Below are 19,421 nucleotides of genomic sequence, written 5' to 3'. Positions count from 1 at the left end.
GACGGAGCGCAGGCCGGAGCTATTCGCGATACGATAGGAGAATATAAATGCAACGGGTTCTGCGGATTGCTCTTGTTTTGGCGACGTTACCACTGGTCACTGTCTTTGCACCCCCGGCGCACGCTGGCGAAGACGATGGTGGAATAGCGGCCGGGGTCATTGGCGGCTTGGCGGCAGGAGCATTGCTTGGTGCAGCGGCAGCCGGCCCACACTACGAATACGACGATCCTCCTGCAGAAATCTATGTGACGCCGGAGCAAGAATCAGAATGCCATTGGGTCCGCGGCCGCGCCTACTGGGACGACGATAGCGACCGATGGGTCTACCCACGCGTCAGGATCTGCCATTGATCTCGATCCGACTGAGTCGCCGCTATCTCATCGAACGACGAGGCCGGCGCGATCGAACTGACGCGGAGTCAGAATTGACCGCTCGCGCAGCTTCAGACTGAGTCCACGATCGCGGAAATACGATCGTGCGATCTGTGTCGTTTGCAAATGCAAGGCTGCCTCTGCCGGGTGCAAAGACACTGATCTGACCTTCTGCCGGCAATGGTCGCGGTAAATCTCTGAACCCATCGTCGTCCCTCCCTTAATGTTGGCACCCTTGCGCGAAGATCCCCCAGACAATTTGTTATATCAATCGAACCTAGCGATCTCGTATCCGTCGGATCGCTACGCCACAGCCTGGCGTCGCAATATCATGCTTTGGCTTGATGGAGTTGAACCAGGTTGGGCTATTCCTGCGTTCTTGGTCGGCTTTGTTGCTATTTGGACCCTGACGCTTGTTTTGGCGTACTGGAATGCCGGTCTGCACCCGGATGTGTTGGAGACCTGGTCGGTCGGTCGAGATTGGGCCTGGGGAAACGCCAAGCATCCGCCGCTGATGGGTTGGGTGGTCCACGGCTGGACCTTAATTTTTCCCAAGGCCGACTGGTCCTTCCAGCTTCTGGCAACGGTGAACGCGGCTGTCGCGCTGTGGTCGGTGGACTTGATCGCAAGGCGGTTCGTGCGGGGCGACAAGCGGCTCATTGTTCTCTTATTATTGTTTCTACTCCCGGCCTACGATTTTCACGCGCAACGCTTCAATGCCAACAGCGTCCTGCTTGCGGCGTGGCCTCTGGCAACCTACGCATTCCTTCGGTCATTTGAGAAGCGCGATATATTTTGGTCAGTGCTGGCGGGGCTGCTCGGCGCTCTGGCCATGCTCGGCAAATACTATTCCGTATTTCTGCTTGCCGGCTTCTGTTTTGCGGCGCTCTGCCATCCGCGCCGTGCGCAATATTTCGGCTCAAAAGCGCCCTGGATTTCGATTGTCGCCGGGTTGATCGCCCTATCGCCTCACATTCTTTGGCTGCGGACCCATGGTGAACCGTCTTTCCATTACGCGCTCGATCACGCCGGACTTCCGTTCTCCGAGTCCGTATCCGATGTGGCGAAATTTTTCCTCGGAATCGCCGGTTTCATGATCTTGCCAACGATTGTGTGGATCGCAATGATTCGCTTCCGTTGGCACGAATGGCTGCACGATCTCGCCAACTTGGATGAATCGCTATGGTTGCTGGCCATGATATTCGTTGGAACCGTGCTGCTCGCGGGTACGACCGCTCTCGCATTTTCAAGTAGCCTCCCTGGGATTTGGCACCTTCAGGCGTTGTTCATGCCTGTCGTGGTTGCGGTCTGCGCCACACGTTTTCCTGTCGACCGGGTAGATACGACGAACCTTGCCGCGATCGTGCTTTCCCTGCTGCTTATTTTTCTGGTCGGCTCGCCCTTCCATGCGCTTTACCGGAATTGGCATCCCTTCAAGGAGGGACGCAACTACTATCAAGAAGCAGCCACCGTCGTGACGCAGCGTTGGCGTGCCGCCTTCGGCGTACCTCTATCTCGCGTTGGCGGGGACGACGGGCTGATTTATGCAACGGCTTTTTACAGTGCTGATCACCCGCGTTACAATCGGCCCCTCGAAACGCCGGATGCGCCTATGGTCAGTGATGGATGGACCGCTTTATGTTTCCGCGACGATCCAGTCTGCATGAGTTGGATGAAACAGACCCGCCAGCGCATTGGTCGTGGGTCTTGCCTGGAATTTCAGGCGACCACGCGACTCTGGGGGTATCCGGGACCGTCTCGAAAGGTTGCAGCGATGCTAGTGCCGCCTCTCTCGGCCAAGACCAAACAAGCTGCGATGTCAGGATGCAAATTTTGATCGTGAGCCGGAGCTGAACCGCTGTACGACACTCAAAACATCAAACAACGTGTTTTGAATCAGATGCTTTAGCGCCGTACGCGCGCCAAAGTGATCCAGACGCTGGAATTCGAGTAATGTCGGTTGTCAAGGGATCGATTGTCCGGGCCTACGGAGGCAACCCGCCAGTAGCGAAATTGGCGGCTCGATCTTCCGCTTGTTTAAGCGAGAAGGACTGCTGCGACATGATCCGGCGAGTTCAGTCAACGTTACTCAAAACGCTGTGGCACTCGAGAACTATAAACGAGCTGCGCTGTGTCAAGAAACGGAGCCTGATACGCGCGCGATCAATCCTTGGCGATCCGGGCCGTTGACGATCTCGATTTGAAAGCCATGACATCTGGCCACAGAGGCTGCGATTGCCAGACCTAAACCGCTACCTTCAACGTCCAACGGCGCGGCTCGGAAGAAGCGGTCGAACAGGCGCGGAATATCAGCCTCCGCCACGCCCGAGCCGGTATCCGTCACCTCGACGACGAACCTGCCGTTCAGCCGCCGAATAGAGACGTTCACGACACCGCCTTTCGGCGTATAGCGAACCGCATTGTCGATCAGGTTGCCGAAAAGAAGCGCAAGATCGCTGCGTGAGCCCACGATCGATACCGGGTCGGATTGCACGATGCCGAGATCCACGCCCTTGGATTCGGCTATCGTAATCATATCCGCTACGCATTGCATCACGACGTTCGAGAGCTCGATGACTTCTCGTGTTGGGGCGTTCTCTGGTTCGTCTGAACGCGCAAGACGGAGCAATTGCTCGACCAATCGACGAGCGCGCGCCAAGCCATCCCGTAGCTTCGTGGTGGATGCGGGGTCTGTATCATTGTGCCGTGCATCCAGATTGTCGACTTGAATTTGAAGAGCGGTCAACGGCGTGCGAAGCTCATGAGCTGCATCGGCGACAAAACGCTTTTGTTGGTCCAGGGCGTCGCGCAGCCGGTTGGTGAGCCCATTCATCGCCTCGACCAACGGTACGATTTCGGCCGGCACGTCAGCTATTGGTACGGGCGCTCGACTGTCGAGGCTTTTCCCAGCGATATTCTCTGCGAGGCGCTGCAATCGGCCGGTCAATTGCCCGACGGACCACCCGACGACCAGCCAGGCCAACGGAATAAGAATCAGGATTGGGATTCCTGCCTGGATTGCCGCCGAGGCCGCTATTTCCCGACGAACCTCCATCTGTTGCGCGATTTGCACCGTTCGATCGGCATCTCGCGCCTGATACACACGCCAGGATACTCCCCCTGCGTCGATGGTCGCAAAACCTGCCGAATTCAGGCGCGGAACCGAAGGTGCGTTCGGCGTTCGGCGCAAAAGCGCTCCGGCGCGGGACCACACCTCGACAACAAGTTCATCCTCGGGATCCTGTGGCTCAGTTGGCGCAGGCGTTAACATCACGTTGTCACCGACGTTGTTGGCGATCTGCCGGAGTTGGCCGTCAAGAAAGTCAGCCACTTCCTGTTGCGCGATCACGTATGCGGCGATGAACGCGACTGCCCCGACAATCGTCAAGACGGCCGTCATCCAGATCAGCGCGGCCCGTCGTATTGAGATCATCGCGCGCTCCGCGGGATCATCCATCCGGCGCCGCGGACATTGCGAACGACGTCTTTGTCGAATTTTTTCCGTATCGAGTGGATCAGGAAGTCGATCGCGTTGCTCTCCACTTCCTCACCCCAACCATAAATGCGCTCCTCGATGCGCGATCGCGGTAAAATTGCGCCGGGTCTCTCGGCCAGAGCGTGCATCAGCGCGAATTCACGCGCCGGAAGCACGGCCGTTGTCCCACGATAGGTCGCTTCGTGGCTTTCGAGATCCAGCGTGACATCACCGGCAATCAGGATGGATTGAGCGGCGCCGGCATGGCGGCGCAACACCGCCCGCATCCGCGCCAGAAGCTCGCGCATTTCGAACGGCTTCACGATATAGTCGTCAGCACCGACATCCAGGCCGATGATGCGATCATCGACGCCATCGCGTGCGGTGATGATGAGAACGGGTGTGGAATTGCCTGCTCGCCGTGCATCTTTCAGCAGATCGACGCCAGACCGACCAGGCAAGCCGATATCCAGCAAAATGAGCCCGTGACCGCCGTTGGCCAGCGCGTCCTCACCATCGGCGCCGGTGCGAACCCAGTCGACCGTCATTCCTTCATGCTTCAGCGCCACGATCAGACTGTCGCCGATCATGCGGTCATCTTCGATCAACAGAACACGCATTTCATCTCCGGACCGCGTAACACGCCTGCGATAACATATCTTCGAGGATCCTTTGCATCGTCGCCGACATGCATGGATAACGTGGCGGGACGTAAAGCTGCAATCGTCCATCGATCATTGGGTGAACAATCTTAGGGTCGCTGGGTTAGCTGGAAATGAGCGAAATCATCAGCACCCGATTCTGCTGAGCGGACATCTCCTGATCCACGAGGCACATCCTTCAGCGAGTTTACGAGCCTGACATCGGTAAATCCGCACCCTTTCCGGCCAGTCTTTCGCGTAATTGGTTTAATTTTTTCAGGCTGGCGAGCGTTCGACGCGGCCTTGTTGCTACGATTCCGACCAGAAGCGCCTCGATCAATCCAAGCGTGGCCGTATGCATGCTCAGCAAATCAGCGCGCCCTCGTGCCACGGGCAGAACGAGATCGACGCGGCGCCGCAGCCTGGCAGCGAGAGTATCCGTCAGGAGCAGCGACGCCAGCCGGCGCCGTTGAATTTCCTCAAGGAGGACTGCCAGTTCCGCATAGACGCGCCCGTAGGCCAGGACGACGACGAGATCGCCTTCGCGCAGCTTCCGTAGGTCATCGGCGAACAGGAGGCCAGTGTTGGTCAGACTCCTCGCATCCAGATCAAAGCGCCCAAGCTGGATCACGAGATAGGCTGCCATGGCGCTCGACGGCCCGAGGCCGAAGACCAGAACGCGCCGCGCTTTGGTGATGCTGTTTACAGCCCTCTCAAACTGATCGGCGGTGATGGTGCGACGGAGGCTTTCGAGCGATCGAAGATGAATCTCGAGCGTCATCTCGAACGCGTTAGAAAGACTTGGGCCGACCTCATTGAGTGTTCGCGTCAGCCGCCCGGCCGGAGTGAGTAAACTGCGCAGCTCGCCGGCAAGGGTGCGGCGTAGATCGTCGAGCCCGGCAAAGCCAAGCGCCTTTGCCGCCCGCACAATCGTAGCGTCGCTGGTCTTCGCCCTGGCGGCCAATGCTGCTGCCGAGGCGATCAGCACTTCCTCCCGATTTTCCTGAAAGAATCGGATCACACGCTGCTCCGCAGGGCTCATCCGCTCGAAACGGTCTGCAACTCGTTCATCAAACGTGATCGTCACGTCGGTCAACTTTCTTGGGCCAGCTTCCTTGAAACCGTCATAATTACTACGAGAATTATACTATAAAGTCGTAAATACTACAAAGCCGTGAGGTGTTGAATGGATGCGGCAACCTGGAGTGTTGCAGCGCCGGCTATCGGCTCCGCGTTCCTCGCCTCGCTCGTTGAGGTCGTGGAGGCGTTCACGATCGTCCTCGCGGTTGGCACGTTGCGCGGTTGGCGACCGGCAGTCCTCGGCACGCTTTCGGCTCTCGCCGTACTCGGCCTCGCGGTCGTGCTTCTCGGCCCGTTACTCGGCCGCGTCCCGATCCAGCTTCTCCAGCTTGTCATCGGTGTGCTCCTTCTTCTGTTCGGCATGGGATGGCTGCGCAAAGCGATCCTGCGGGCGGCCGGCGTCATCGCCCTGCACGACGAGGACGCCATTTTCACATCCGAGTCGACTCAATTGTCGAAGACGGCCAATCAGCGACGAGCCTCACTCGATTGGATCGCTGGTCTGGCGGCATTCAAGGCAGTGCTGCTCGAAGGACTTGAGGTTGCGTTTATCGTCATCGCAGTTGGTGCGGGCCGTGGTTTGCTGTGGCCCGCCGCATTCGGCGCGCTCGCAGCCTGCCTTGCCGTTTTGACGGTGGGTGTCGCTGTTCACAGACCGCTGGCGAAGGTTCCCGAGAACACCCTGAAATTCGGCGTCGGCGTCATGCTGTCCGCCTTCGGCGTTTTCTGGACAGGCGAGGGTCTGGGCATTGATTGGCCCGGTCACGACATCGCCTTGATTGCCTTTGCCGCGCTGTTCTTGGTTGTCGCTCTCGCAACGGCGGCTACGCTTCGACGCGTTCACCCGCGCCCGGTGACCGCACGATGAGTATTCTCGTCGATGTTGCCAAGGAGCTTTTCGGCATGTTCCTCGCCGACGCGAAGCTGACTGCGGCGATGCTGGTACTGGTCGCGATCGTGGCTGCTCTCCTTGCGGGACATGTCGATCCGCTTTTGGGCGGCGCCGTCCTTCTCCTTGGGTGTCTCGCACTTCTGGTCGAAGCAACCGCCCGTGAGGCCAGACATCGAAGTATCTCATGAAGATGATGACGAGCGCTCGGCCAAAGCGCGTACCAGGACAGCGACGGGTGATCGTCCATCCAATGTTGATGCATTGCTCTGTTGATCGAATCGAAGATCTGCTGGCCAATGTTTCGGCTGGCCCTGAGGGCGCTATCGAAAGCTCCCAACTTTCCCACATTTTACCACGATCGAACCGTAATCCATTCAACCATGGTTCATTCGGCACGCTCTATGCTGCACTTAGCAACCGATGGAGGCTTCAATGCGAAAGATGTTTCTGGTTGTTACGTGTGCTGCGGCCCTGGGTGGCCTGCCCATGACAGCCGCCAATGCGATGCCGGGCGCTCCGGCGCTGCCCACAGCATCCAATGTGGATCAGGTTCGTTGGGTTTGTAATGAATGGGGCCGCTGCTGGTGGAGTCGGGATTACGATCGCGCTTACCGCTACTATCGTGACGACGACGATGACTGGCGTTGGCGCCGCTACCGGCATGGGAATGGCTATTACGGCTGGCCACATGATCGGGGGTGGCATGGCGGCTGGCATCGTCGCTGGAACGATGACGATTGATGTGCCGATAAGCAAGTATTCACCGGATAATCAGATACTATCATCATTCTCTGGCACGGCAGCGTAGCCGTCGTGCCCCACCATCGTAGGGGCTCCATTCATGGCAAATCTGAAGACCACAGCGTTTATCGCCCTGCTCGGGGCAGTCCTGGCGGGCTGCGCGCAGACCTATGGAGAGCAGCGCACCGCTACTGGCGCCGTTCTGGGCGGGGCCACGGGCGCACTCCTTGGTCAGGCCATTGGCGGAAATACTGGAAGTACGCTCCTCGGCGCAGGCGCCGGTGCTTTGCTCGGAGCGGCCGTCGCCGATTCAACCAACCCGCGTCCAGGCGGTCCGCCAATGTGCCGCTACCGCGCCCCTGATGGACGCATCTATGTTGCCGAATGCGACGAACGCTATTACCGAGGACGGTACTGACGCGAACGCCTCAAGCCAAGGGTGAGCCTTCCACCTGGCAATACCGGCAATTGCCCTACCGACGCAAAAGCAGCCGCTATCCAACATGGAGGGGCGTCGGAGCAGGCCACCATGCTGGCGTTCCAACGACCATTCGCGTCGTTTCGGCATTTATTCGATTTGCTAAGTCGGCTACGGGTGGGGCGTTAGAAGCCTTTGAATCGGGTCGCCCACTCGCGCGACTTTCTAAGTTTCAGCTAAGTTGGCAAGCTTGGATTGAAGCTGGGTCGTCATCGCGTCTTAAAAATCGGCAAGTGACGAACATCGCCTGACCACACTGGGTTTTCGCCCTCAGCTTGCTCAGTTGCTATGCCACGCAAAGCTGGAGAATTCCAACTTACTGATCGATTGTCGGACAGGCTACCATCAAAACCTCGCCATAATTTGGGTCACTTTCGCTCAGGGGTTGTTCATGGCCTCTTTGAGAAGATGCACAGGGCATCTGCGATGATCGGAGCAAGATCCATGCGCTTCCTGGCTTGCATTGCATTCGTACTCATCGCGTTCACATCACTGCACCCGGCCAACGCGCAACAAGCTGAAAAACGCGTTGCTCTTGTCATCGGCAACGCCGCCTATCAGCCGGAAGCATTGCCAACCACGGCAAACGATGCCGGCCTCATCGCCCAAACGCTACAGGCCGCCGGCTTCGACGTTGTCGGCGCGCGCGATCTCGATCAGGATACCCTGCGCCGTACATTCCGCGAGTTTCTCGACAAGGTCAGCGCGTCGGGCCCCGACACCGTCGCCTTCATCTATCTCGGCGGGTATGGCGTACAACTCGAGGGTGAGAATTACTTCGTGCCGGTCGATGCGAAGCTCGCGCGCGATACCGACGTGCCGCTGGAAACACTGCGGCTATCGGACTACATCCGGCCGCTGGCGGCGCTGAACATCAAGGCGGGCATCGTCGTCCTCGATGCCGCGCGCGCGAACCCGTTCGCCCAATCGGGCCAGCCGTTGGCCAGCGGTCTCGCTCTGGTGGAGCCTGAGCCGCACATGTTGATCGCCTTCAACGCGACGCCCGGCACCGTGGCTCCGAAGGAGCAGGGGCCGTACGGCGCCTATGCTCAGGCGCTTGCGGAAATGATCCGCACCGGCGGCCTGCCGCTTGCCGAGGTGTTCGATCGGACCCGTCTGCGCGTCAATGAAACAACCAAGGGCGGCGAAGTCCCCTGGGACGCGTCGAAGGTCGAAGCGCAGGTGACGTTCTTCGATCGCGCACCCGACGCGCCACGGCCTGCGGCATCGACCGCGCAGACCGCGACGATGCGTACCAAGCCGATCCGCGATTTTGACGCACAGGATGCCTATGTCGCTGCACTCGAACGCGACACGTTGCGAGGCTATCTCGACTTCCTCGCCGCCTATCCTGACGACCTGATGGCGAGACGGGTTCGCGCCATCGTCGCCGCGCGCCGGGAAGCGATCACCTGGAGGCACACGCGGAATGTAGATACGCCGCAGGCCTATTGGTCGTATCTGCGCCGCTATCCGCGCGGCCCGCATGTCACCGACGCCCATCGCCGCCTCGCGTATCTCGCCGCGGCATTCGAGCCTCCGCCGACCTTTGCGGCAATCAGCTATGATGTGCCGCCGCCGCCCGAGGACGAGGTGGTGTATTTCCGTCAGCCGATGCTTGTTTTTGACGATCCGGATTACGATTTCGCGCCCCCACCGCCGCCACCGGTCTTTTTCCTGCCGCCGCCGCCACCGGACTTCGTCGTGCTGGCGCCACCGCCCCCCGTCTTCGCGGCGTTTGTCCTGCCGGTCCCCGACTACGTGCCGATGCCGGTATATTACAGCCCGCCGCCATACATCGCACCGCCGCCGCAGAACATCATCTACAACAACATTCACAACACCGTCGTGATCAACAACACCACCAACATGGTTACGATCACCAGGCCGGGCGGCCAGGCACAGACGGTAACGCCGGTGCAGGCGCTTGCTCCGCAACCGGCCGCTACGAACCCAACGGCAACCTCTCCTGCCGCGCCGCCACCGGGACTGCATGCGACGCCGAATATGCCGAGCGTCGCGGCCGCTCCCTCGCATGGAGCCGCTGTCGGGATCGCGGCGGCAGGTGCCGCAGTCGCCGGCGCCGCTTTGCTGGCGCCGTCGTTGCCGAAAACAGTGGCGAAAAAGGCGGCGATGACCATGCCGCAGCACAGTCCGCCAACACCCGCGCAGCAGACCAAGCCCCTGATGCCAGGACCACAACCTACGATCAAGCAGCCCGGCCAACTGCCCACCCCTTCGCGCCAACAGGTGCCTGCTTCACTGGATCGCAAAGCGGCTACACCTCCATTGCCGGGCACTCCCGGCGGACAACCGCTGCCGTCAACAAATGGTAAACCGCAAACCCCGCTTGCACCGACCGGCGGCAAACCACCGGTGCAGCCGTTATCTGGCGCCGCGGGCTCACATTCAGCGCCTCCGGCGAGCGCCACAATGCCGTCCTCGACTCAGCCTCCGCATCCGCAGGCGCAGCATGGGACACTGCCGCCACCGGCTGTGCCATCCTTGCAATCGGGCAGCAAAACTGCCGTCCAGCCATTGCCCAGTCAGCGCGGTCGGCCGGCTCCGACAGTCCAGCATCTTCAGCAAGGACTGCGTCCGGTAACAACCATGTCGCCACGCATTGTGCGCCCGGCTCCGCCTCCAACGGCGCACGTCGTCTCACCGCCGAATGCGCGGGTGGCGCCGCGACCCGCGCAGATGGCACGCCCCGCTCCGCCGCCCGCCGTCCGCCCTATCCCACCGCGAGCGGCGGTTGCACGGCCGGCGCCTCCGCCGATGGCGCGGCCGGCTCCTCCACAACCGCCTCAAATGTCGCGCCCTGTTCCGCCGGCCGTTGTGCGCACGGCTCCGCATCCAGTTGCGGTTGCACGACCAGTCGTTCGTCCTCCGCCACCACCCGCGGCCCGTCCGGCACCGCAAGCCGCCAAGCGTTGCGTCCAACCAAACGGACAGCCCTGTAAACGGTAAGGTGATCTTCGATCTGATACGACAGAGTTAGCCGAAACCCGGTCGAGGCGACCAAACAGGTGGGTGCGAAAAGCGGGCTGCGCGGGGCTCGTCGACCATACTGGTGCGCTGCCGCACCGTGTCAACGACTACTCCGCGTCGACCAGTTACGGCTTCCAGAAGGTGACGGTTAAGGACTTTGTCGATGAGGTTGTCATCCTGGGCGGCTGCGAGAAGATCGCCCAGCATCAGCGCTCCGATGGTTCGGGCACCAGGCCGTAGCACAAATGACAGACTTCCAAATATCGCAGCATCTCCCATCGTTTGGCACACTCATGACTCCTTAGACTAGAGATCGTCTGGTCCATGTATGCCGGTGCGTGCGAGATCGCGAAGCAATTTTCTGACAAATATGATGTTCATCCGCTGAAGGTGATGGTTGTTGCCGAACTTGAATTGATTCGTTTCAGAGACAAGCAGCCCATCATCCCGTTCCGCCAGCATTCCCCTTTTCTTCAGCTGGTTCGCGCGCCGCCGTATGGTTTCGATCGGAAGGTTTAGAAAGCGGGACAGCGTCGCTCGCGAGACACCCTGCTTAACCGCGTCTGGTTCAGTCGCATGGACGCTCGCGAACCGCTTATCCAAAGCGTCATCTTTCATCACGTTTAGCACGTTAGCATTCAGGATCGCATGAACGATGAGCAGATCCAGTGGATCGAAATCATAATGGCGGAATAGTTCGCTGATCGAGCATAGGACATACGCCAAGGTATGCCGTGAAACCGCTCTCACGAGATCGTCGGGCAGCGACTTCTCTTCTAAGGCCATCAACGCTTGCTCCTGCCGTTCATGCTTATAAAGCACCATGCCCAAAATGGGTAGGTCAAGTATTGTCACGACGGCAAAGCTGATCAATCAATCGGTCTCGCTTCAGTGCTTCATGATGATCCAGGATAAACGGCAAAAGCCCCGCGTTCGATTTTCAAACGGTATGAAGGTGCAGATCGTCGCATCTGACGGCGCTTGGCAGCATTCGTGCGAGATCATCGACATTTCGGAAACGGGAGCCAAGCTTTGGTTCTCCAACCTGCTCGAGATGGCGGAAATCGAGGAGTTTCTCCTTTTGCTCTCAAGCAATGGCGCAGCCGGTTGACCTGCACCCCTGAAACGCCCCCGGTTTTAAGTTAGGGTTCTGTTCTCCATCGAGGAGACAGACGATGCGTAAAAGCAGGTTCACCGAAGAGCAGATCATCAAGGTCTTGAAGGAGCACGCTGCCGGGATGTCAGCGAGCGATCTATGCCGCAAGCACGGCGTCAGCGATGCCACCTTCTACAAGTGGCGCTCACGCTACGGCGGCATGGAAATCTCCGAAGCTCGGAAGCTGAAGGCGCTGGAGGAAGAGAACCGCAAGCTCAAGAAGCTGCTGGCGGAGTCGATGCTGGACGTGTCGACACTGAAGGAGATGCTCGGAAAAAACTTCTGACGCCCAGCTTGCGGAGACGTGCTGTGACCTGGGCGATCAGTGAGAGGAGCTACTCGCAGCGACGAGCCTGCGATCTGGTCGGCTTGTATCCGAAAACCTATCGCTACGCGTCCACACGGCCGGACGACGGCCCGCTGCGGACCCAGCTGAAGGAATTGGCTTCGCAACGTCGCCGCTTCGGCTATCGCCGTCTGGGCTTGCTGTTGGCCCGGCAAGGAGTCCGGATCAACCACAAGAAGCTGTATCGGCTCTACCGGGAGGAACGGCTGTCGGTGCGCAAGCGCGGCGGCCGCAAACGGGCATTGGGCACCCGGGCGCCGATGACCATCCCGCAAGATCAGAACCTGCGCTGGTCGCTCGACTTCGTGATGGACACGCTGGTCAGCGGCCGGCGCTTCCGTATCCTGACGTTGGTCGATGACTTCACCCGGGAATGCCTGGGACTGGTCGTCGACACGTCGCTGACCGCTCTGCGGGTGCTACGCGAACTTGAACAGGTGATCGAAAGCCGAGGCTGTCCGCGGATGATTGTGAGCGACAACGGCACCGAGTTCACCTCGAACGCCGTCTTGGCCTGGCAGGAGGAGTTCGGCATCGAGTGGCACTACATCGCACCCGGCAAACCGATGCAGAATGGTTTTGTCGAGAGCTTCAACGGTCGCCTGCGTGACGAGTGCCTGAACGAACACCTGTTCGCCAACCTCAACGAGGCCCGGCAGATCATCGAGGACTGGAGGATCGACTACAACACCAACCGACCGCACACGAGCCTTAACGGGCTCACCCCAACCGAGTTTGCTAACCGCACCAACAGGGACGAAAACCAGAACAGAGTCTACTTATAAACGAGGGCATTCAGGGGTGCAGGTCACGGTGTGCGCGCCTATCGGCGATGTAAAGTCAGATGGAGGATGAGCAACGAAATGGGCGTAGAATTCCTGCCAAAGGAATTGCCACCGATCAGTCGGCATTCATCCGATTCATTGAAGTAGACCGGAGCTTTGTTGCGTTCTGCAGAGTGTTTGGCGGTACTTTAATGCTGTCTGATCGGAGCGTTAGGTGAAGCGACGATGAGATTCGGCCGTGTCGCCCAAATTAGAGGAAGTTCGTCCAATGCCCGCGCACGACTCCACAAAGTGATCTGGTCTGGCCATCCTTGCCGAAAAGATCCGGGGCACGTCCGGCCAAAAGCTCACCCAACAGGTCTTTCTCGATCGCCGCCGTATGATGTGCCTCGTGCTTCATCACTGTGGCATCAAACACAAGGTTTCTGACTGTCCCCGAGAACCAGTCAAGTCGTCGTTTCCCCAAGAGGCCGATCGCGTACAAATGCACAGAGCAAGTTCATCGAGCGTTGCGCAAGCTCGACTATCGTCCCTCGAATCAAGAAGGTGGCTTAAGCAACGTCGGGAAATACTCTCAGTTCAAGCCCTGAGCTACGTTGCAGGCGCTCTCATTCTGTTGCTCTATGTGCATGCAGGGGTGATCCCGATCACTCTTCCAGCGGCATTTGTTCTTTCCGGCACTGGGCTAACGGCCATCTTTGCCGTCCTGTCGGAAATGAAGATCGGCGACAGATCCAACGATCATTTCCTTACGTTCTATCAGGCCGCGACCAATATCGCGATGCAACTTGCATTTCTGGTCGTAGCCCCAGAAATCGGCATTGTCTTCCTTAGCGTCATTTTCGTGATTTTCGCATCGGCGGGCTTGCGTATGACTGCGCGAGAGGCCGCGACGCTGTGGGTTCTTACAGGTGGCTGCGTAGCAACAATACTCTTCGTCTTGAAAACGACAATTGCCGTTCCTCTGACAACTCCAGCCGAATGGCTAGCCGGAACCAGTCTGTTCGTGACAACAATCGGTCAGTGTGCGTACTTCGGTGTCATTGGCAATTCCGTAAATCGAAAGCTTCATCAACGTACCGTCGAACTCAAGGCCGCCTATCAACAAATCGAAGAGCTTGCCCAGATGGATGAACTAACAGGAGTACGAAACAGGCGGAACATACTAAAATGCTTAAGCGAGGAGATTGCGCGCGTTCAACGCACCAAAGCTTCTTGCTCTCTCGCCGTTATCGATCTGGATTTTTTTAAGAAGATCAACGATCAGTTCGGCCATCCAGCAGGTGATGAGGCGCTGCGCACTTTCGCGATTGCGATCTTTGCAAATATCAGGGCTATCGACAGACTGGGGCGCTATGGAGGAGAAGAGTTTCTCTTGGTTCTGCCAGACACTGCTCAGGACGAAGCAGTTCGGATGCTGGACCGGCTGCGATCGATTATCTCTGAGGTGGATTGGTCGGCAATCTCAGAAGACTTGAGATTGACCATGTCGGCTGGAATTTGCTCTATCCGACCAACGGATTCGACCGATGAGATTCTGTCTCGAGCGGACGCCGCACTTTATCAAGCAAAAGACGCTGGCCGAAATTGCGTTGTTGCGACTTAGCGCAAGCTTACATCGATGCTCAGGCTTGTTTCGCTATCGCCTTGAAGCGCATACATTCGGACATATTATCGCGATCCCCAAGCTTACATCAAAAACTCAGCAACAAACGGACGGTGCGAAAGCTCCCTGTGTCTCCCTGAAACACTATCTCGAAAACCTCCATCTCAGTAACATCATACACCAGTGGACCCGCCGATGTACCGCCCGCCGTATCCGTTCTCTACATAACCGACACAACCGACTTTCACCGGGCACGCCTACCCTGCATCTCTATCCGTGCAGGTGCGTGGGCCGCCCGTATAGTCGTGGATCGCACGGTGATCAGAGGGTGTCGCAACTCTAGATGTCCTCATGCTCAGCATTCTGAGCACATAGCGTGCAAGACCGTGCTGGCTTTTGTGCATAATATAGGGGCCTGATGAAGAAAGTAGATTTCGATTTGAAACGGACCTTGTCTACGGTCGCTGTAATCATCGGCGCCGCTGTTCCGGTAGAAATCTTCCGTCGCGGTATCTCGTAGTCGATTGAGTTCTTACTAATCGCACGCCATGATTGCCCGCCGGTTTCAACCGTCGGGAAGTCCCCGACCCATTTAGCGGGACCGTTCTTCGGCCTCCTAATCGTGAATGGGGCTTCGCTTTCCCAACCCCATTCTGGCGATACTTTTCCTTGATAGAGTTCGACCGGCTGATGCCGGCATGCAGCCTCAGGGCATGAGCACTAGCAAACGGCGAAAGTCAGCTGGCAGAGATGTTTTGGCCTTTTCAATTGCGTGGAGTATCTTGAAAGTCACGATATCCACAAACATTGCGGAGCCTTATGGAACTCCACGCCTGCGACGTCGTTCTTAACCGATCGCTGCTTAAGCTGCTGGAGCTCGTTTGAACCGTCGAAAATTTCTTTCAACCTCGGCCGCCTTGCCGGTCTTGGCACTTATTCCGCATGCGAGAGTTTCGGCTGCGTCATCGGCATCGGAACCCTTTGGCTCGTCCCGCGTACGTCAACTAGCGCGCGACGCGGCCGGCAAGGAGTTCGTGTCTCCGGATAGCAAACTTCCGGACGCGTTCAAGGATCTCGATTACGATCACTACCGTGCGATCCGCTTTCTGCCGGAACATGCCTTGTGGCATGGCGAAAAGCTGCCGTTCGAGGTGCAGTTCTTTCACCGCGGGTTCTTCTACAAGAACCGCGTTGACATCTACGAAGTCGTGGACGGACAGGCGACGAAGATTCAATACCGGCCCGATTATTTTTCATTCGGCGAGACTAAGCCACCGCCGCCTGACGCCGATCTCGGCTTTGCCGGCTTTCGAATCCACGCTCCCATCAATCGACCCGATTATTACGACGAGGTCTGCGTGTTTCTTGGCGCAAGCTATTTCCGCGCAGTCGCGAAGGGCGAAATTTACGGGCTGTCGGCTCGTGGTCTTTCGATCAATACCGGCGAAGCAAAGGGCGAGGAATTTCCGCTGTTCAAGGCGTTCTGGATCGAAAAGCCCGCGCCGAATGCGACCTCGATCGTTGTGCATGCTTTGCTCGATAGCAAGAGTGCCGCTGCATCCTACCGCTTCACCATCCGTCCGGGAGCGACGACCGTGTTCGACGTCGAGATGTCGCTCTATCCCCGCGTCGATCTTGATCACGCCGGACTTGCCCCGATGACCAGCATGTTCTTCTTCGGGCCGAACGATCGCAACGACGTCGACGATTTTCGTCCCGCGGTCCATGATTCGGATGGCCTTGCGATTTATAATGGGCAGGGCGAGCAGCTTTGGCGTCCGCTCAGCAATCCACGCGATCTCCAGATCAGCACCTTTGCCGACCTCAATCCACACGGATTTGGACTGATGCAGCGGGAGAAGAACTTCTTCGCGTATGAGGATCTGGAATCACAATTTGAGCGTCGGCCGAGTCTGTGGGTCGAGCCGATCGGAGACTGGGGAGAAGGATCCGTTCAGTTGATTGAGATTCCCACCAAAGAGGAGATCCACGACAATATCGCAGGGTTCTGGCATCCAAAATCGGCGCTGCAGTCAAAGGGGGAACATAATTTCACCTATCGTCTGCACTGGGGGCCGGATGCGCCGAAGTCCCACGCATTGGCGAGGTTTTCCCGAACCGGCATCGGAATTCGCGGTGACAACAAGCTTTTCGTATTGGACCTGATCGGAGACATTCTGAAATCGGTCGACCCCAAGAAAGTCAAAGGCGCGGTCAGCGCCGAAAAGGCGGAGATCAAGAATATCGTCACCCAACCGAATCCCGATACTGGCGGCTGGCGATTGAGCTTCGAAATGCCGATCAAGGACAAGACGCCGGTCGAACTGCGGGCTTCACTGATGCAGGACGACAAGGCCCTCTCCGAGGTCTGGGTCTACCGATGGGCACCATAGACGCACCACGCTCGCCCATCGCTAACCGCGCCAAGGATGGATACGGCTTCCTGCCTGCCGAGAATCCATTGACCATGGTTCCATCGCAGCTTTGGAGTGCTGCGCCCCCGGGCCGCGCTCGGGACAAACCGACATCAACGATGCCGTTGCGGCGTATCTACATCTTCGTCGGGACCGCAGCCATGACGCTCGCCGGCGGCTACGAGATGTATGAAGTGCTTCAGGTTGGCGGAGTTACCATCTTGGAAGGTCTGGTCCTCGGGCTGTTTGTCCTGCTGTTCGCCTGGATCGCTTTTTCGTTCGTGTCCGCGCTCGCTGGCTTCGCCGTGTTGCTCCTCCGGAAACGCGAGGTTCTGCGAATCGACACCTTAGGCCCCCTACCGACTGTCATCGGCCGAACAGCGATGCTCTTGCCGACATACAACGAGGATGCGCATCGCATCATGGCGCGTCTGCAGGCCATCTACGAATCCGTCGAAGAAACCGGAGTTGGCCATAGGTTCGACTGGTTCGTGTTGAGCGACACCACCGATCCCTCAATCTGGATCGCCGAGGAAGCGAGCTTCCTGCAACTGCGCCGGAACTGCGATACCGGCCGGTTATACTACCGCCATCGGGCCGACAACACCGCGCGGAAATCCGGCAACATTGCCGAGTGGATCGGGCGGTTCGGCGCAAGCTACGACCATATGATCATCCTCGATGCGGATAGTTTGATGTCCGGCGACACCATCGTGCGGCTGGCCGCGGCGATGGACTTTCATCCGGACGTCGCCCTCATCCAAACGCTACCCATTGTTGTCAACGCTCGCAGCCTTTTTTCGCGGCTCCAGCAATTCGCCGGCCGGCTTTACGGCCCCCTGATCGCGGCAGGAATCGCATGGTGGCACGGCTCGGACGGTAACTACTGGGGCCATAATGCCATCATCCGGGTACGTGCGTTTGCCCAGGATGCCGGGCTTCCGGAATTGCGCGGCCGCAAGCCGTTCGGCGGTCATATTTTGAGCCACGATTTTGTCGAGGCGGCGCTGATGCGGCGCGCTGGCTGGGCCATCCATATGGCGCCGACGCTTGGCGGCAGCTTTGAGGAATGCCCGCCGTCGCTGCTCGATTTCGCCGCGCGCGATCGCCGGTGGTGTCAGGGAAATCTCCAGCATCTGGCGGTATTGCCGGCACGTGGGCTGTATTGGATATCCCGACTGCACCTACTGACCGGAATCGGGTCATACCTTACTGCTCCGCTCTGGCTATTGTTCCTGTTGCTCGGGATCCTGATTTCACTGCAAGCGCAATTTGTCCGACCGGAATATTTCTCGAAAGGTTTTTCGCTGTTCCCTAAATGGCCGGCGCAGGATCCTGTTCTCGCGGCATGGGTGTTCGGGGGCACGATGGGCCTTCTGATCGTCCCGAAGATTCTGGCTTACGTTCTTCTTCTCACTCAACGCGACAATCGCCGAGCATTCGGGGGCGTGAGAGCCTTGGCTGGCATCGTGATTGAGACCTTGCTGTCCGCCCTGATCGCGCCCGTAATGATGATCTTTCAATCGACTGCGGTCGGTGAAATTCTTCTTGGACGTGACTCGGGATGGCAGGTTCAGCGTCGCGACGACGGCGGAGTGACGCCACGTGAACTCTATCGCAAATATGCCGCCCCCACGCTGTGCGGTGTCGCGATGGCTCTCAGCGCTTACGCGGTCTCCGTGCCGCTGTTCTTATGGACATCTCCGGTAATCCTTGGCCTTCTGCTCGCCATCCCGCTGGGATTTGCTACTTCGGCTGGTTCGCGACCGGGCGGGCTGTTTGCGACGCCCGAGGAAACAGCGCCACCGCACGTGCTGCTTCGGGCAAATGAACTGGCGGCTGTTCCGGGGCCTCTTCCAACGGATGCGCTATCGACGCTCCGTGGCGATCCCGCGACGCTGAAACACCATCTGGATTCGATCGCTCCCCGAGTAGGGCGCATGCGCGGCCAGATTGACCATCATCTCGCTGTCGCCCGGGCCAAGATTGATGACGCAGAGACATTTGAGGAGGCCGTCGGCTACCTGACGATGCGAGAGACCGCCGCCGTCCTTAACGACCGACCCATGCTCGAGCGTATGATGACAATGGCACTGGGCGTCACTTCAAATCTCAGGTGACACAGCTAATACTATGAGATGATAAAGTGCTTACTGCGCCGGTGACGGAAAGAATCGATCTCGCGGTCGTGCAGTCAACCAACAGTCCCGCCCGCCCTTTTTCTCCCCGAATTATTGGAAAGTAATCCGATTCCGTGAGCTTTGGTTCGATCAAAATGATCTTCTGATTCATCACTCTCAGCACCGTCCGTATTCGCGCGGCCTTACCAATTAGCTATGAATCGCAGCACTGTTGGCCAAGCCGCACGACGCAATTCACGGTCACCCACGCGGCCAAGCAGAACAGGCCGGCCGAAGCCGGGACGCACTCATCGCAGCGCGGCCA

General features: G+C 58.5%; 16 protein-coding genes and 1 pseudogene. 12 read left to right on the top strand and 5 right to left on the bottom strand.

Going from position 1 to position 19,421, the window contains the following annotated elements; translation table 11 throughout:
• The first annotated feature begins 47 nt into the window (after window positions 1–47).
• Together ACS3WB_RS01485 and ACS3WB_RS01480 are read left to right on the top strand one after the other, a co-directional pair.
• Window positions 48–350: a hypothetical protein gene (locus ACS3WB_RS01485; protein WP_009337910.1), complete on the top strand. Its 303-nt coding sequence runs from the start codon at window positions 48–50 to the stop codon at window positions 348–350.
• A gap of 256 nt (window positions 351–606) precedes the next feature.
• Entirely contained in the window at window positions 607–2,208 is a 1,602-nt protein-coding gene (locus ACS3WB_RS01480) for a glycosyltransferase family 39 protein (protein WP_245258109.1), read from the top strand.
• 297 nt (window positions 2,209–2,505) lie between these two features.
• Here ACS3WB_RS01480 and ACS3WB_RS01475 read toward each other — a convergent pair whose 3' ends face one another.
• From ACS3WB_RS01475 to ACS3WB_RS01465, 3 genes are all read right to left on the bottom strand, one after another.
• The gene (locus tag ACS3WB_RS01475) at window positions 2,506–3,804 is read right to left on the bottom strand and encodes an ATP-binding protein (RefSeq protein ID WP_438273814.1); all 1,299 of its coding nucleotides are present in this window, start codon (window positions 3,802–3,804) and stop codon (window positions 2,506–2,508) included.
• Window positions 3,801–4,466: a response regulator gene (locus ACS3WB_RS01470; protein WP_438273813.1), complete on the bottom strand. Its 666-nt coding sequence runs from the start codon at window positions 4,464–4,466 to the stop codon at window positions 3,801–3,803. The genes ACS3WB_RS01475 and ACS3WB_RS01470 overlap by 4 nt, the downstream gene beginning before the upstream one ends.
• A 229-nt stretch (window positions 4,467–4,695) precedes the next feature.
• Window positions 4,696–5,574 (bottom strand): MurR/RpiR family transcriptional regulator, encoded by an 879-nt coding sequence (locus ACS3WB_RS01465; RefSeq protein WP_438274020.1) that lies wholly within the window; start codon window positions 5,572–5,574, stop codon window positions 4,696–4,698.
• Between the two features lie 99 nt (window positions 5,575–5,673).
• Between ACS3WB_RS01465 and ACS3WB_RS01460 the strand changes: the two genes are divergently transcribed.
• Window positions 5,674–6,435 (top strand): COG4280 domain-containing protein, encoded by a 762-nt coding sequence (locus ACS3WB_RS01460; protein ID WP_438273812.1) that lies wholly within the window; start codon window positions 5,674–5,676, stop codon window positions 6,433–6,435.
• On the opposite strand, the gene ACS3WB_RS01455 is transcribed toward ACS3WB_RS01460, so the two are convergent.
• On the bottom strand, window positions 6,408–6,632 hold the full coding sequence (locus ACS3WB_RS01455) for a hypothetical protein (RefSeq protein WP_438273811.1): 225 nt from the start codon (window positions 6,630–6,632) through the stop codon (window positions 6,408–6,410). The genes ACS3WB_RS01460 and ACS3WB_RS01455 overlap by 28 nt on opposite strands.
• A 259-nt stretch (window positions 6,633–6,891) precedes the next feature.
• On the opposite strand from ACS3WB_RS01455, the gene ACS3WB_RS01450 reads away from it, so the two are divergent.
• The 4 genes and pseudogenes from ACS3WB_RS01450 to ACS3WB_RS01435 all read left to right on the top strand — a co-directional run.
• The gene (locus tag ACS3WB_RS01450; protein ID WP_438273810.1) at window positions 6,892–7,200 is read left to right on the top strand and encodes a hypothetical protein; all 309 of its coding nucleotides are present in this window, start codon (window positions 6,892–6,894) and stop codon (window positions 7,198–7,200) included.
• A 100-nt stretch (window positions 7,201–7,300) separates the two neighbouring features.
• Window positions 7,301–7,618, top strand: a complete 318-nt coding sequence (locus tag ACS3WB_RS01445) for a YMGG-like glycine zipper-containing protein (RefSeq protein ID WP_009337919.1) — start codon at window positions 7,301–7,303, stop codon at window positions 7,616–7,618.
• A gap of 504 nt (window positions 7,619–8,122) precedes the next feature.
• The gene (locus ACS3WB_RS01440; protein WP_438273809.1) at window positions 8,123–10,648 is read left to right on the top strand and encodes a caspase family protein; all 2,526 of its coding nucleotides are present in this window, start codon (window positions 8,123–8,125) and stop codon (window positions 10,646–10,648) included.
• Between the two features lie 64 nt (window positions 10,649–10,712).
• Window positions 10,713–10,897 (top strand): annotated as a pseudogene (locus ACS3WB_RS01435) (Mu transposase domain-containing protein); the annotation flags it as partial.
• Window positions 10,898–10,975: 78 nt separating this feature from the next.
• On the opposite strand, the gene ACS3WB_RS01430 reads toward ACS3WB_RS01435, so the two are convergent.
• Complete coding sequence (locus ACS3WB_RS01430) at window positions 10,976–11,542, bottom strand: hypothetical protein (RefSeq protein ID WP_438273808.1); 567 nt, start codon at window positions 11,540–11,542, stop codon at window positions 10,976–10,978.
• Between the two features lie 25 nt (window positions 11,543–11,567).
• Here ACS3WB_RS01430 and ACS3WB_RS01425 point away from each other — a divergent pair, with 25 nt between their 5' ends.
• From ACS3WB_RS01425 to mdoH, 5 genes are all read left to right on the top strand, one after another.
• Complete coding sequence (locus ACS3WB_RS01425; RefSeq protein ID WP_438273807.1) at window positions 11,568–11,780, top strand: PilZ domain-containing protein; 213 nt, start codon at window positions 11,568–11,570, stop codon at window positions 11,778–11,780.
• A gap of 64 nt (window positions 11,781–11,844) precedes the next feature.
• A protein-coding gene (locus ACS3WB_RS01420) for an IS3 family transposase (protein ID WP_438273806.1) occupies window positions 11,845–12,956 on the top strand; the annotation gives its coding sequence in 2 pieces (ribosomal slippage) (window positions 11,845–12,100 and window positions 12,100–12,956; 1,113 coding nt in all).
• Between the two features lie 625 nt (window positions 12,957–13,581).
• Window positions 13,582–14,562 carry a GGDEF domain-containing protein gene (locus ACS3WB_RS01415; protein WP_438274019.1) on the top strand — a complete coding sequence of 327 codons (981 nt, stop codon included), beginning with the start codon at window positions 13,582–13,584 and terminating at the stop codon, window positions 14,560–14,562.
• An 881-nt stretch (window positions 14,563–15,443) separates the two neighbouring features.
• A complete protein-coding gene (locus tag ACS3WB_RS01410; protein ID WP_040297797.1) occupies window positions 15,444–16,955 on the top strand; it encodes a glucan biosynthesis protein G in 1,512 nt (503 codons plus the stop codon).
• Window positions 16,943–19,096 carry a glucans biosynthesis glucosyltransferase MdoH gene (gene mdoH, locus ACS3WB_RS01405; RefSeq protein ID WP_438273805.1) on the top strand — a complete coding sequence of 718 codons (2,154 nt, stop codon included), beginning with the start codon at window positions 16,943–16,945 and terminating at the stop codon, window positions 19,094–19,096. The genes ACS3WB_RS01410 and mdoH overlap by 13 nt, the downstream gene beginning before the upstream one ends.
• Window positions 19,097–19,421 lie beyond the last annotated feature (325 nt).

This window comes from Nitrobacter sp., from assembly GCF_051535215.1.
Classification (GTDB): Bacteria; Pseudomonadota; Alphaproteobacteria; order Rhizobiales; family Xanthobacteraceae; genus Nitrobacter.
This window is presented reverse-complemented; position numbering and strand designations above follow the sequence as displayed.

Coding starts and splice junctions, on each gene's coding strand:
- ACS3WB_RS01445 (WP_009337919.1), top strand. CDS start 7,301: ATGGCAAATCTGAAGACCACAGCGTTTATCGCCCTGCTCGGGGCAGTC.
- mdoH (WP_438273805.1), top strand. CDS start 16,943: ATGGGCACCATAGACGCACCACGCTCGCCCATCGCTAACCGCGCCAAG.
- ACS3WB_RS01455 (WP_438273811.1), bottom strand. CDS start 6,632: ATGTCTGGCCTCACGGGCGGTTGCTTCGACCAGAAGTGCGAGACACCC.
- ACS3WB_RS01460 (WP_438273812.1), top strand. CDS start 5,674: ATGGATGCGGCAACCTGGAGTGTTGCAGCGCCGGCTATCGGCTCCGCG.
- ACS3WB_RS01440 (WP_438273809.1), top strand. CDS start 8,123: ATGCGCTTCCTGGCTTGCATTGCATTCGTACTCATCGCGTTCACATCA.
- ACS3WB_RS01450 (WP_438273810.1), top strand. CDS start 6,892: ATGCGAAAGATGTTTCTGGTTGTTACGTGTGCTGCGGCCCTGGGTGGC.
- ACS3WB_RS01485 (WP_009337910.1), top strand. CDS start 48: ATGCAACGGGTTCTGCGGATTGCTCTTGTTTTGGCGACGTTACCACTG.
- ACS3WB_RS01475 (WP_438273814.1), bottom strand. CDS start 3,804: ATGATCTCAATACGACGGGCCGCGCTGATCTGGATGACGGCCGTCTTG.
- ACS3WB_RS01425 (WP_438273807.1), top strand. CDS start 11,568: ATGATGATCCAGGATAAACGGCAAAAGCCCCGCGTTCGATTTTCAAAC.
- ACS3WB_RS01470 (WP_438273813.1), bottom strand. CDS start 4,466: ATGCGTGTTCTGTTGATCGAAGATGACCGCATGATCGGCGACAGTCTG.